The organism is Lysinibacillus sp. GW247-5R2A, assembly GCF_059424475.1.
The window spans coordinates 250434-264587 of sequence record NZ_JBWKZL010000001.1 but is presented as its reverse complement, the minus strand read 5'-3'; the positions used below and the strand labels follow the sequence as shown (position 1 = coordinate 264587).

14 protein-coding genes are annotated in these 14154 nt (G+C 36.0%); 10 read left to right on the top strand and 4 right to left on the bottom strand.

Translation table 11 applies throughout. The annotated features are described in order from the left end of the window. Positions 1-235: 235 nt before the first annotated feature. The 9 genes from AC07YC_RS01260 (at position 236) to AC07YC_RS01220 (ending at position 9916) form a co-directional block, all read left to right on the top strand. Positions 236-1663, top strand: coding sequence for an amino acid permease (locus tag AC07YC_RS01260; protein ID WP_336634148.1), 1428 nt, complete (start codon positions 236-238; stop codon positions 1661-1663). A 240-nt stretch (positions 1664-1903) separates the two neighbouring features. After that, positions 1904-2677: a DUF817 domain-containing protein gene (locus AC07YC_RS01255; RefSeq protein WP_494918164.1), complete on the top strand. Its 774-nt coding sequence runs from the start codon at positions 1904-1906 to the stop codon at positions 2675-2677. A gap of 130 nt (positions 2678-2807) precedes the next feature. After that, a complete protein-coding gene (locus AC07YC_RS01250; RefSeq protein ID WP_494918163.1) occupies positions 2808-3395 on the top strand; it encodes a pyridoxamine 5'-phosphate oxidase family protein in 588 nt (195 codons plus the stop codon). Positions 3396-3588: 193 nt separating this feature from the next. Continuing rightward, positions 3589-4275, top strand: coding sequence for a VanR-ABDEGLN family response regulator transcription factor (gene vanR / locus AC07YC_RS01245; RefSeq protein ID WP_494918162.1), 687 nt, complete (start codon positions 3589-3591; stop codon positions 4273-4275). 22 nt (positions 4276-4297) lie between these two features. Beyond that, on the top strand, positions 4298-5392 hold the full coding sequence (locus AC07YC_RS01240; protein ID WP_494918374.1) for a sensor histidine kinase: 1095 nt from the start codon (positions 4298-4300) through the stop codon (positions 5390-5392). A 90-nt stretch (positions 5393-5482) separates the two neighbouring features. After that, entirely contained in the window at positions 5483-6397 is a 915-nt protein-coding gene (locus AC07YC_RS01235; protein WP_336634144.1) for a D-alanyl-D-alanine carboxypeptidase family protein, read from the top strand. Between the two features lie 144 nt (positions 6398-6541). Further along, positions 6542-6937 carry a VOC family protein gene (locus AC07YC_RS01230; RefSeq protein ID WP_494918161.1) on the top strand — a complete coding sequence of 132 codons (396 nt, stop codon included), beginning with the start codon at positions 6542-6544 and terminating at the stop codon, positions 6935-6937. Positions 6938-7187: 250 nt separating this feature from the next. Beyond that, positions 7188-8318 carry a CamS family sex pheromone protein gene (locus AC07YC_RS01225; protein ID WP_494918160.1) on the top strand — a complete coding sequence of 377 codons (1131 nt, stop codon included), beginning with the start codon at positions 7188-7190 and terminating at the stop codon, positions 8316-8318. A gap of 314 nt (positions 8319-8632) precedes the next feature. Continuing rightward, positions 8633-9916, top strand: a complete 1284-nt coding sequence (locus tag AC07YC_RS01220) for an NtaA/DmoA family FMN-dependent monooxygenase (protein ID WP_494918158.1) — start codon at positions 8633-8635, stop codon at positions 9914-9916. A gap of 37 nt (positions 9917-9953) precedes the next feature. Here the strand turns inward: AC07YC_RS01220 and AC07YC_RS01215 are convergent, their stop codons facing one another. From AC07YC_RS01215 to AC07YC_RS01200, 4 genes are all read right to left on the bottom strand, one after another. Beyond that, complete coding sequence (locus tag AC07YC_RS01215; protein WP_494918157.1) at positions 9954-10880, bottom strand: TIGR03943 family putative permease subunit; 927 nt, start codon at positions 10878-10880, stop codon at positions 9954-9956. Positions 10881-10891: 11 nt separating this feature from the next. Further along, positions 10892-11890 carry a permease gene (locus tag AC07YC_RS01210; RefSeq protein WP_494918156.1) on the bottom strand — a complete coding sequence of 333 codons (999 nt, stop codon included), beginning with the start codon at positions 11888-11890 and terminating at the stop codon, positions 10892-10894. 132 nt (positions 11891-12022) lie between these two features. Then, complete coding sequence (locus tag AC07YC_RS01205; protein WP_494918155.1) at positions 12023-12640, bottom strand: AraC family transcriptional regulator; 618 nt, start codon at positions 12638-12640, stop codon at positions 12023-12025. Positions 12641-12660: 20 nt separating this feature from the next. Beyond that, a complete protein-coding gene (locus AC07YC_RS01200) occupies positions 12661-13209 on the bottom strand; it encodes a hypothetical protein (protein WP_494918154.1) in 549 nt (182 codons plus the stop codon). 165 nt (positions 13210-13374) lie between these two features. On the opposite strand from AC07YC_RS01200, the gene AC07YC_RS01195 reads away from it, so the two are divergent. Further along, complete coding sequence (locus tag AC07YC_RS01195) at positions 13375-14133, top strand: SDR family NAD(P)-dependent oxidoreductase (protein ID WP_494918153.1); 759 nt, start codon at positions 13375-13377, stop codon at positions 14131-14133. Positions 14134-14154: the final 21 nt, after the last annotated feature.

Sequence of the window (14154 nt, the reverse complement as noted above, 5' to 3'; positions counted from 1 at the left end):
TTTAATAAAATTAGGTCCCCACAACCGAATATTAGAAAATTGCTCTCCCTCATTATAGTTTACAATAGAACGAATTATTGCTCTAGACTAAACGGGAACTTTTATTTGTCAGAAAATTGACTGTTCACAAAATAGATTAAATTTTATGAATCAAATCTATTGATATTTCTACTAGTTATCTTTTTGTATTTACAAAAGTAAGTGCTTACAAGGTAATAGCATAAGGGGTTTTTTTATGGCATCAGAACAATATGAATTAAAAAGAAGTATGAAAGCTAGACACTTGTTTATGATTTCACTTGGGGGTTGTATAGGGACGGGGTTTTTCCTTGGATCAGGCTTTACCATTAATCAAGCCGGACCAACTGGGGCCATTCTTTCTTATTTAGTAGGCGGGTTAGTGATGTATCTAACGATGCTTTGTTTAGGTGAATTATCAGTGGCTATGCCCGTATCTGGTTCATTTCAAACATACACGACGAAATTTATAGGTCCTGCTACTGGCTTTGCTGTTGGCTGGCTGTATTGGCTAGGCTGGGCAGTAACGGTTGCCCTTGAATTTTTAGGCGCTGGACAACTTATGCAAAGATGGTTTCCTGAATCGCCAGTATGGATGTGGTGTTTAATATTCGGGGCTCTGCTCTTTTTGTTAAATGGTTTATCAGCAAAGGCATTTGGTGAAGCCGAGTTTGTCTTTTCTAGCATTAAAATTTTGGCCATCATTATGTTCCTAGGAGTTGGGGGAGCAGCTATGTTTGGCTTGATCGATATGAAGGATGGAACGGAGGCCCCATTCCTTACTCATTTTTATGAGGGTGGACTATTTCCAAATGGTGTAACAGCATTGCTTATAACGATGATTACTGTGAATTTTTCATTCCAAGGAACCGAGTTAATTGGTATTGCTGCAGGGGAAAGTGAAAATCCGGAAAAAACGATTCCTAAATCTATTAAACAAACCGTATGGCGTACGCTTTTCTTCTTTGTTCTATCCGTGGTTGTGCTTGCAGCTATGATTCCTATGGATAAAGCGGGAGTTGTTGAAAGCCCATTTGTAGTTGTATTGGATAGTATAGGTATACCTTATGCGGCAGACATTATGAACTTCGTTATTTTAACAGCGTTATTATCGGTTGCTAACTCGGGTCTATATGCAGCAACGCGTATGTTATTCTCTCTTTCCGTTGAAAAAATGGCTAGCCCAGTTTTAGGGAAGGTTAATAAGAGAGGGATTCCTATGAACGCATTATTAATAACACTTGCTGTAGCCGGATTATCACTTCTGTCTAGTGTATTCGCTGCAAAAACAGTTTTTGTTTGGCTTTTATCGCTAGCAGGTTTAGGCGCTCAAATAGGCTGGATTGCAATTACAGCATCACAAATCGCCTTTAGACGATCCTATGTACGACAAGGGGGAAAAGTGGAGGATTTAAAATTCAAAGCTCCACTTTATCCAATCATTCCAATTATCGGTTTAGTCGCAAACTGTATTGTTATGGCGAGCTTGGCATTCGATCCATCGCAACGATTGGCACTTTATTGTGGTGGAGCATTCTTTATCGGCTGTTACATCGTTTATTACTTAAAAGTGAAGAAGACTAAGGTAATAAAAATAAGTCAACAAGAAGTACAGTTAAAATTAGATCAAAAAATGTATCTTTAAGTATGGGGAGTAGCTACTAAGACGGCTACTCTTTTCTATTTTTCCTCCTCAATCCCACAAGTTTAGAAAAATGAAGGACGTATTTCTTAAAAAATTGTTCCAATAAAAAAAGAAAAAATTTATCGTTTTTCGATAAAAAAATATTGAAATTAGATAATATATCGTATATTCTTCAGACAAGAAGAATTTAGTTTTGCACACTAAGTTCCTTATACTTTGTATCATTACTGAGGTGAATGTATGATGAAGAATTTTTTGAAAGACTTAGGTTTCTTTACGTACCATCAATCATTATCTTGTATTTTTCCAGTCGTAATATTTATTACTCTCGCACTCTCAAAAGTAATTCATATACCAGGCGTTGCAAGATACGATTTCATTTTAATAATCTGTCTTGTGACACAATACTTGATGTATAAATTGGGTCTAGAAACGAAAGATGAACTAAAAGTGATCTGTCTATTTCATATTATTGGGCTTGTTCTTGAACTCTATAAAGTGAATGTTAATTCTTGGTCTTATCCAGAAGAGGCTTGGTCAAAAATTGGAGGTGTGCCATTATATAGTGGCTTTATGTATGCAAGTGTAGCCAGCTATATTTGCCAGGCGTGGCGCAGGTTTGATTTAAAGATTGTCAATTGGCCAAAGAGTTATATAGCTATTCCACTAGGTGCCATGATTTATTTGAATTTTTTCACACACCATTTTATTTATGATTTAAGATGGCTGTTAATGGCGTTACTTTTCATAGTATTTTACCGTACAGTTGTCAAATTTACCGTGCGCAATAACATCTATCAAATGCCGATTGTCGTATCATTCTTTTTAATAGGGTTTTTTATTTGGATTGCTGAAAATATTGCTACATATTTTGGTGCATGGTCATACCCTAATCAAGAGGTAGCTTGGACGATCGTTCATTTTGGGAAAATCAGTTCTTGGTTTTTACTTGTCGTTATTAGCATTATGATTGTGGCACAGCTAAAGTTAATTTATCGTGATCCGGGTGAATGAATGAGGAATTAGAGTCTCTTTACATGAAATAGTTTGAAGTTGTACCCACAGGTTTTCATCAAACTGTCCCTTTTGTAGGCGCCCTTCCTGCTGTAGACTCCTCTGTAGAAGAGAAATAGGGGGTTAAAAAATGAAAACGGACATTCGAATGCATCTAAGAGCCTGTACAGATGACAACCAAGTAAAACAATTTTTAGAGGACGCACAAACTGCTTTTCTTGGGTTAGTGGATGAACAAATGCCATATGTTATTCCATTTAATTATGTCTTTCAAGATGGATATTTTTATTTTCATGGAGCAAATGAGGGGAGAAAAATAAATATTATCAAGACCAATCCACATGCATGTATTACAGTATGCGAAACGTTCGGAACAATGGTAGACCCCATTCCTGCTGAAACGGATACAGCATATATGAGTGTGGTTGCGAATGGTCAAGTGGAAATAGTAACAGATTTACATGAAGCAACTGCTGCCATGCAGGCAATGCTTGATAAATATGTACCGAGCTATTACCATACTCGATTATCGAAAACACATATCGAAAAGTATCAATCTTCTTTTGGGAGTAAAACACTTGTCTTGAAAGTGAAACCAATTACGATAACCGCAAAAGAAAATAAATTAAATGAACAAATGCAATTTTATCCAGGGAGAATAGTAAAACAAGATATGTCCCAAAAATCTTCTCCTATTGCCATCCATTCTTCCAATTAATGCGCTATAAAACAATAAGCATTACAGAATGGCTATCGTTATAAAAGGGATTTGGAAATATGTTATTTCCGAATCTTTTTTTAGTTGGTTTCGAAAATAAACTATTCTTATTTATAGATATAGCAATAAGGAAGTGCTATAATGCGTGTGAAAAAACGTGGGAAATTCGAGGATAAAAGGAGGAGCAGTTTGTTTGAACATTTTAGTAGTTGACGATGAAAAAGAAATTGCAGATTTAATAGAGCTTTATTTAAAAAATGAAAATTATCATGTATTTAAATATTATACAGCTCAGGAAGCATTAGCTTGTATAGAGCGTGAAGGTTTAGATTTAGCTATTTTAGATATTATGATGCCACATATTGATGGTTTTACCATTTTACAAAAAATACGTGAATCCAATCATTTCCCTGTCATTATGCTGACGGCTAAGGAAGAGGAAATTGATAAAATAAATGGATTTTCTTTAGGAGCAGATGATTATATTACAAAGCCTTTTCGACCATTAGAATTGGTCGCTCGCGTTAAGGCACAGTTACGAAGATTTACGTTATACAACCAAAGCTCGAAGCCACATGAGGATACGATTGATTTTGCAGGTTTAATGATGAACAAGAATACGAGACAAGTCTTGTTAAATGAAAGACAATTATCCCTTACACCTACAGAGTTTTCTATATTATGGTATTTAGGCTCGAATAGAGGAAAGGTGATTAGCTCAGAAGAGTTGTTTCAGGAAATATGGGGAGAAAAATATTTCAATAGCAATAATACAGTTATGGTTCATATTCGGCATTTGCGCGAGAAAATGAAAGATTCTGTCGAGAACCCTAAATTTATTAAAACGGTTTGGGGAGTGGGGTATACAATTGAAAAATGAGTTTGGAAGACTGAAGAGGAAAATGGTTTTACAAATTATTTTTATTCTTGCCGTGGCCATTATATTCGGTTTGATTATCAACTTCGCCCTCATCGATGGTGTTTTGCAAGCGCCTTTCGCTAATGCTTTTATGTCCTTCTGTGAAAATGTTTTACAATTAGATTATTATGCAGCCCGACAAGCTTATTTTGTATTATTCCAACAAAATAAACCCCTTTTGCTAACAATAGGATTCATTTTATTACTGCTAGTTATTTTTTATATGGCCTTATCTCGTTTTACTCGTTATTTTCATCAAATTAGTTCAAGTATTTCCATGCTTTCTGACGAGTCAGAACAGGAAATCCACCTACCTCCTGAGCTAGATTTTTTAGAGAAAAAATTAAATGATGTAAAAAATAAATTAGAAAAACGGGCAAGAGATGCGCAAGAAGCAGAGCAACGGAAAAATGACCTTGTTGTTTATTTGGCACATGATATTAAAACCCCTTTGACTTCGGTTATTGGCTACTTAAGCCTTTTAGATGAGGCTAAGGACATGCCTGTGGAGCAAAAAGAAAAATATGTAACGATTACGCTAGAAAAATCTTATAGGCTTGAGCACTTAATCAATGAGTTTTTTGAAATCACTCGATTTAATTTACAATCCATTATTTTAGAAAAAGATTCAATTCCTCTAAACTATATGTTGATGCAAGTCGCCGATGAATTTTACCCATTGTTAACACCTAGAGGTCAAAAGGCAATCGTCCATATCGATGGAGATATTACTATTTATGCAGATGGTAATAAATTAGCAAGAGTATTTAATAATATTTTAAAAAATGCCATGGCCTATAGTGATCCTAATAGTACAATTGAAATTAGTGCTAAAAAAGAAGATAATGAGACATTTATTTCGTTTTCAAATACCGGAAAGACGATCCCTCCTGAAAAACTAAAGATGATATTTGAAAAGTTCTATCGTTTAGATAATGCAAGATCCACACAAACTGGTGGTGCGGGACTAGGTTTAGCTATTTCAAATGAAATTGTACAAGCCCATGGCGGAACAATTACAGCTACTTCTAGTAACGAAAAAACGATCTTTACTGTCATGATTCCGGGAAATTCTTAAGAAACCTTAAGAATTCACTAATAGTTAATTAAAATAAAGCTCCTCTTTTTATGTTTGAATAAAGACATAATGAGAAGGAGTTGTTTTTATATGTTCAAGAGAAAAGGTATTTTTACTATACTATTCATTTTCGTCATGCTGTTTGTTTATTTTATATGGGCTAAAGAAACGCCTGTATCCTTACAAGTCAACACGCAATCGTTTGACACGCCAACAAAGAGTGGCGATATGATGAATGTTAATTTATATAGCTCGAATGCTATTTTAGTGAATTTAGATGAAAATAAAGTTCTGATAGATAAAAATAGTGAGGAAGTTATTTACCCTGCGTCATTAACAAAAATGATGACGGTTTTAGTGGCTATCGAGCAGATTCCTAATTTACAGGAAGAAATTGTTTTAGGGAATAATATATTTAATAATTTATACGAAGCGAACGCATCACTTGCTGGCTTTCTCCCAAATGAAGAGCTTACGTTAGAGGATTTATTATATGGTTCTATGCTGCCATCAGGCGCCGAGGCTTCCATCGGTTTAGCTGAATATATTGCTGGCTCGGAAAGAAAATTTGTAAATTTAATGAATGAAAAGGCCCAACAGTTAGGCATGAAAAATACTCATTTTATGAATACTACTGGATTGCATCATACAGAGCATTATACGACTGTCAAAGATATGTCTTTACTTTTGCAATATGCATTAGCAAATGATGAGTTTCGTCAAGTGTATACAGCGGAAAGATATTCTATCAAACCTACAAATCGTCATCCAGAGGGAATAACCTTTACAAATAAAATGTTTCAAAATATGACAACAAGAGCATTACCAGGTGGAGAAATTTTAGGTGGGAAAACAGGCTATACAGATGATGCGGGTTTATGTTTAGCAAGTTTAGCTACAATAAATGGACAAGAATACATCTTAGTAACAGTAGGGGCTGAAGGGAATTCTCGAACAGAACAATATAATATAACAGATGCATTTTCCGTGTATAGTCAATTATAAATTAGTTTCATGTAGCTTTAGAGATTCATCTGAAATCATGCAATGTTGAATTGATAGAAAATTAATAATTATTTTATTTTTCATCTTATCAAAAATGCTTTATAGTAAATGTATTCAAACATATTTGCTTCGAAGGAGGATACAATGGGGAGATTGGTTCATTTTGAAATTCATGTAAGTGACATGGAGAGAGCAAAGAATTTCTATGGGAACGTATTTGGTTGGTCATTTCAAGATTGGAGTGACTACGCAGGAATGCCGTATTTTGGAGCGGTAACAGGTGTTGAGGATGAGCATGGCATTGATGGCGCTTTAATGCAACGTCAAGGTCCTCCTCCAGAGCCTAACCAAGCTATGAATGGATTTGCTTGTACGATGGGCGTAGAAAGTTATGATATAACGGAAGCCAAAATTCTAGAAAACGGTGGCCAAGTAGCTATGCCAAAGTATGCATTACCAGGTATGGCATGGCAAGGATACTATATCGATACGGAAGGCAATGTATTTGGTATTCATCAGCCAGATAAGAATGCAAAGTAAGAATGATGTAGCATTTGCTATGTAAATAGGGAAGAGTGCATTAAAGCTAATTGCATCTCTGAGGCAACCCAACCAAACTAGTAGACTTATGTTCTTTTATGAACATAGGTCTTTTTTTGATGGGCGACATCGCATTAACAAAAGGAGGGGAATGGTGAAATTTTCAAGTTAATGATGTATTATTTCGGTAAATTTGTTATGGTAAATAAAGGTATTTGAAATGTACCATAATGATCGAGGAGTAATCGTGATGAAAAGAAGACAACGAATGTTATTTTTGGTGGCACCCCTATTATTTTTAAGTGCTTGTAATAGTGAGATGGAGGGGAGCACGAACAATGAGAAAAAGTATATATCGTCTATTCAAAAAAAGGAAACTTATGAAATTCAACATCCTACTAAATTTAATATTGCTAGAGGCTCCATAATCATGAATATGAATAATGCATTAAATATGAATGAATTAGAAAGAGGTTTAATGGAATTATCCATCCATCAATTTCCAACTGACAAGTTTTATTTGCAGGAAGGTCAATATTTAAGTGATGAAACAATTAGTCAATGGCTAAGTAGAAAAACAAATGATGATGTAGGTTTAAACCCTGCAATCGAACATAAAACCGATAATGTTTTAGAGGATGAAAAAAGGTATCCCTTAATCCTTTCCCATGTATTGGAACAAAATTTTATTAATAAAGAAACTAGTACAATAGAAGGTATGTCAATTGCTATATCGTTAAATGAATATTATGACATACGAGTAACTGATGGTGAAGGTTTAATTTACACTGGGCAAGTAAAAGTAGACCAAAACGATGATGATGTCGATGATGTCAAAAACTTTGGGAAAAAAGTAGCTGAAAAGATAATTAAAGATATTAGGGGAAATGTAAAAATACCGAATGTTCCTATTACCCTTACGTTATTTCAAGAATCGAATGTAAATGATATTATTCCAGGGGTATTTTTAGCAGAAACGTTTATTCCTCAGGGGGAAGCTAGCATTACAAAATGGGCTGAAATAGATAAGAAATTTTATATATTCCCCTCGGAAGCGTTATATAGTTTAGATCAAAATATGTATACTAAATTATTGCTTTTCAAAGAGGACATTCAGGAGGGATTTAAACATGTAAACCTAAAAATATTTGGCAAGCTACGATATGAAGAAGGTAAATTAACAGATATTCAAATAGAGATGAACGCTCCACTTATAAATGAACCAGAGCTGATTGGTCTATTACAGCTCATAAGTACCAATTTAAATAGGATATTAATCGATTACATTCCCATTACAGTTCGGATCATTGATCAGCAACAAGATGTAGGAATTGTCCTTTGGGACCCTATTGAAAAACAAATTTTTGCAAAGCCTATTTAACTTCTCGACATCGTAATTGTTTAGTGATAACTAGCATTTGCATTAATTGAAATAGGGAACTACCCACACTATTAAAGTCTAGGCTAGCTGTTAATAAAGAGGTCAAACTTTTCATGGATACCACTGCGCCTTTGGTGATATCTTTTATTATGATAACAGCTATTTTCCTTTATAGTAAGTGTTTTAAATAATAACGTCTAGGTGCCCATTCAACGGAGGCACCTCTTTTTTATGGCAAATGGCATTGCAATCTTATACATGAATGAGTATGATGAAAATGATAATCATTTTCATTTAAAAGGAGTGGAGTATTCATGAAAAGACATCTCATTATTGGTATGCATCTAGCTGTGCAAAACAAACATGGTGAGAAAGATGTGTTGATGGATGAGCATATTGCATTCGCGAAGCGTGCTGAGGCGGCGAAATTAGATTTTTTATTTAAAGCAGATTACTTAATGGCTCATCCAGAATTAATGGCTAAAACAAAAGGTACAGTTGGGTTAGACCCTAGCTTTTTATTGACAGCAGTGGCAAGAGAAACGAAGCAAATAGGTTTAGTAACTACCATTTCTACATCCTTTATACCACCCTATTTGATTGCCCGACAATTACAATCCTTGAATTGGATTAGTGGGGGACGTGTAGGATGGAATATCGTGACCTCCATTGATGGTGCCTATAATTTTAGTAACGAGCCTATGCCTTCCTCAGAGGAGCGTTATGCTAAAGCGGCTGAATGTACTAAGGTTGTGAAGCAGCTATGGCATAGTAATCCGTATGAAATGTTAGAAACAGATGGCAATATAGAGAAAATAAAAGAACTTATGAAACCAATCAATCATGAGGGAGAGTTTTTCCATATAAAGGGGCCGTTAAATATACCGATGCATCCGGCGGGTGAAATTCCATTATTTCAAGCAGGTGCATCGGACGTAGGGCGACAATTTGCAGCAACCGTATCCAATGCCATTTTTGCGGCGACTCCAGCTATGGAGGTTGGTATTGAAATGCGCAATGATTTACGGAAACGAGCTGTTAACGTGGGACGTACAGCAGATGATATACGTTTATTACCAGGACTCTACTTCTTTATTGGCGATACATATGAAGAAGCTTTAGACATGTACCATCATGCACACGCACATTTAACCTTGGAGCGTCGTTACGATGCTTTAGAGTCTGTCATTGGTTTGAATGTTCGACATATGGCGCTACATGATCCTGTAACAGTGGATTTGTTACCACCCGAGAATCAAAAAGTGCGCAGTCGAACACATGCTGATCTAGTTCGTCGTTACATCACGGAGAATGAACCATCTGTTGAAGTACTGCTTGCTCGTCCAGAAGTAATTGGTTCAGCACATCTTGTAGCAATCGGCACACCACAGCATATTGTCGATCAAATTGTTACTTTTTATGAGGAGGGGGCATTGGATGGCTTTATTGCTGTTCCAGGTGGTCCGGCGAAATCTTTGGATTTATTCTTTAGCGATGTTATCCCTCTGTTAATAGAGCGTGGATTATTCAGAGCTGAATATGAAGGTAGTACATTAAGTTCCCATTTAGGCTTAAACGTGCAATTATCTACTAAATAAACGAAAAAGGGCAAACAAATAGTTTTGCCCTTTTTTGCTAGAAGCTCATCCGAACATTAATAGGATAAAGATAGGGTGATTCGGGTTGTTCAATTGTTACCCAATTATCAATATGGATGACTGGTAAGCTTGCCCCCTCATATGTTGTTTGACCAATGGTACCGACTACTTCGAGCCAAGTATCTTCTGTGAGGGTAGGTGCCTCAGGAAATTCTGTAAGAAAGCCTACGATACTTGCATCAGCGACACAATGGGTAATAAGAAATCTTGAAATAACTAGTTGCTGCTCTGTAAAGCTTTCCTCTTTTAAAACAAAGCCCTTTATTTGAATTTTCTTCCCTAAATAATTAGACAAATTTTGATTGATTTCTTCATAGTAAATGGTATAGTCTTCATCGGTCATTTTCAGCATAGGCTGTTGTGAGAGCCGTTGCTTTAATTGTTCATATTGTTTTTTCGTCATCTCCTGTTTTTCCTCCAGAAGTCGGGGATCAGCATCATGCTCATCGTAAATATTTTCATCGATCATTTCATTTGAAGTCAGGTAATCCTCTATTTTAGATGATTGATTTTGCTGAGTGATCATAAAAGCACCACCCTTTTTATCAGCGATGGCAGCATCCAATATTTTGGCTGGTACGAAGAAGCCTGTCATGATGGGGGTTATGATAATAAGGTAGGCTAGCCATTTTTTTCGTGTAGAGGAAGCGTGAACATGGTCGTGATTAGAGCAGCAAGCTTGTCCGATTGGATGACATGGATGGGAAGTCTTTGGGAAAGTTAGAACGGTTGTTAATTGCACAAGAAAAAGTATAAAAAATAAAGCGGCAGCTGTTTGACTAAGGCCCTCATATTTAGGGTTGATGAGTTTTGTTAGTTCTCCGGTCCAATGCAGATTGGCTATCATAGCCGAAAAAGCGAGGAGCATTAAGGCTCTTAGTGCTTGTTGCACGTGAAATTTCATAGTTTACCCCCTTAGAGATACGCTGAAAGAATCCATATACTAATGTAGACAACTGTAGCCACTAAGGCGATTAACGAAAAGACAAATTTTAAGCGGAATACGCTCATCAACATGATAGTATTTTTCAGGTCAATCATTGGGCCGAAAATAAGAAATGCAAGAATGGATGGTGTGGAGAAAACGGCGCTAAAGGATGCGCCAATAAAGGCGTCGGCCTCCGAACAAAGGGATAAAATGAAGGCTAAGCCCATCATGACCAAAATAGAGGAGGATACACCATCTCCAATTTCAACGAGTGCTTTGGTAGATACATAGGTTTGCACAAAGGCAGCTAAAAATGCCCCAATAATGAAGTATTTGCCCACATCAAAAAATTCATCAATGGCATGTTTAAACATCGTCATTAGTTTTGTGACGAAAGATGTTTGTTGAGTAGTAGGTGTCAATGAATAGGGCTGTAAGGAACGTTTAAATTGTGAGCCTTTAAAAAACAAGCTGATGAGTAATGCGACTACAATGGCAATGACAAAGCCAATTAGCATCCGAAGGCTAGCTATTCTTAAATCATTGCCAAATGCCATATAGGTAGAAAGAATAACGACTGGATTAATGAGCGGGCCAGTTAACATAAATCCCATAGCTGCATGAATAGGTACCCCTTTGGCAATCAATCTTTTAACAATCGGAACAATTCCACATTCACAGGCTGGAAATAAGGCTCCTATAAGACAGCTCATAACAACGGCCAACAAAGGGTTTCGAGGGATCCACCTTTGGATATGTTCCTCTGTAATAAAAATTTGAATAAAGCCAGCAATGAGTATCCCAATTAAGACAAATGGTAATGCCTCAATTAAAATACTTAAAAATATGGTGTTCAAACTGAGTAAAGAGGAGCTTAGATTGTTCAGAGCAGAGATGTTGAACAAGATTAGCGATAGAATGCTAATAAATAGAATGAAGAGGAACCAAAAATTCAATGCATATTTAGAGAGAGCAAGACGTTCCACAAGTACCTCCTTAAAGTGTAATGATTACGTTTTAATACAAGGTATGTAATAAAAGTTTCTGTTAGTACTTTCAAAAAAAGAGAAAATAAAAGCTAGTTCCCACCAACTTATTACTTTCTCTCCTCTATCAATTTATTGATGAGCATATTTAGTTCTATATTGCTTAGGGGTGATACCAGTAAATTTCTTGAAAACTTTAATAAAATAGCTTTGGTCAGTGAAATTAAGTAAAGAGCCGATATCTAAGATTGGATAGTTTGTAAATGTTAAGAGCTTCTTCGCCTCATCAATCCTTTGCTGCTGAATATATTCAGTAAAGGAAATCCCTACTTCCTTTTTAAATAAGGAGGAGAGATAATTGGGGCTTAAATGGCAAATAGCTGAAAGTTGATCGAGTGTTATATCTCCGTATAATTGATTTTCAATATAATGAATACAAGTAGTAATGGGAGCCGAATATTTCCTTGTTTTGGCTTGTGCTACACGACTTGTATAGTCGTAGATAGCTTCCTCCATTAACGAAAGAATGTCGATTAAACTATTTTGATCCTCTAGTTTTTGAATGTAAAAATCACTTAGTGTAAAGGCTGTTTCTTCGTTTAACCCACCTGCAATCGCTGCACGACAAATTAGGGCAATCCCTGTAATCATCAAATATTGTACACTTTTTAAATTATTACGCTTTGAAAGTACGCCTAGTTCGGCTTGTTCAACAATGGAATAGTTCAAGACTTCTGTTAATTTCTCCATACGCCCATTTTTCACATTGTCTAATAATATTTTTTCATAGTAAAGATTTGTATGAACAATATCATTTCTTCTGGCATACGAAAGCTCAAGCGCTGTATGTCCTCATGACGAATAAGTGGCTTTAGCTCTTGGTTGTAATGAATTACCGCTGTTTTATTTAATTTCCGCTGATAGATGGAATAATAAACAAATAAACTAATAGCTAAGCTCTGCTGATAATGAAGAGTAGGAATTGGCTCGTGCTCATGATATGTGGTTTCCTCCAATTGTGGTGAAAGAGAGGGACCGACAATTATGGCTCCTAAATGCTGTTTGTTTATGATGAGGTTGATAAAGAAAAAATTAACATTAGCGATAGTGAAAAAAATCGGATAGTCCGATGAAGACGTATGGTAAGGATATGTTTTCAATTGTTCCTTTATAGAATGATAGGTTGGATGACTTTGACATTCCGCTGATGCATATTCAAAAATTATTTCTCCCGAAGCATGAATATAAGAGACAGGAAGATGATGTGTTTCATAAACGAGTTGACTTATGTATTGAAGGTCGATAGTGGATATTTTCACGTGTTACACACCTCAGTTCTTCATGGTGCTTTCAAAATGAAAGCAGTTACAATTTTTATGGACAGACAATGGGAAAGTACTATTTTGTGTAAAATAATACAATAAAAAAGGGGAAAGTAGCAATAAAATAGACCATGTAGTCAACATACTAGGGAGGAATGGAAGATGGATCTTTTAAATAAAATTGCTGTAGTAACGGGTGCTGGAAGCGGTATTGGAAGAGCAAGCAGTTTAAAGCTTGCTAGCAACGGTGCAAAAGTCGTGATCGTTGATTTCAACAAGGAAACGGGAGAAGAAACATTAAAATTGGTGAAAGAACAAGGCGGAGAGGGAATCTTCGTTCAAGCTGATGTTTCGAAAGGTGAAGATGTAGAGAAATATGTGAATGCTGCCGTTGAAACATATGGTCGGATTGATGTATTTTTCAATAATGCAGGAGTGATTCAAAAAATCTCCCCATTAACAGAGATTACTGATCATGAATATGATCGCATTATGTCAATTAACGTAAAAGGAGTTTTTCTTGGCTTAAAACATGTCATTAAAGTAATGGAAGGACAAGGTAGCGGCTCTATTATAAATACAGCTTCAACGGCTGGTGTTCGTAGCGAGCATAGTATGGCTGTTTATTCTGCAAGTAAGCATGCAGTTATTGGTTTAACTAAATCTGCTTCATTAGAGTATGTGAAAAAGGGTATTCGTATTAATGCGATTTGTCCTGGTGGAGTGGAAACAGCGCTAACAAACAGTGTAACTGCTATGTTTGAAACAGGGGGCTATATTCCAGAGGAAATTCCAAATATGAGAATGGGACGTTATGCTAAACCAGAAGAATTAGCAGAAATGGTTGCTTTCCTAGCATCAGACAAAGCAAGCTATATGACAGGCTCTATCGTAGTAGTTGATGGTGGCTTAACATTATAAAATGAAGAAATCCAGTGACTA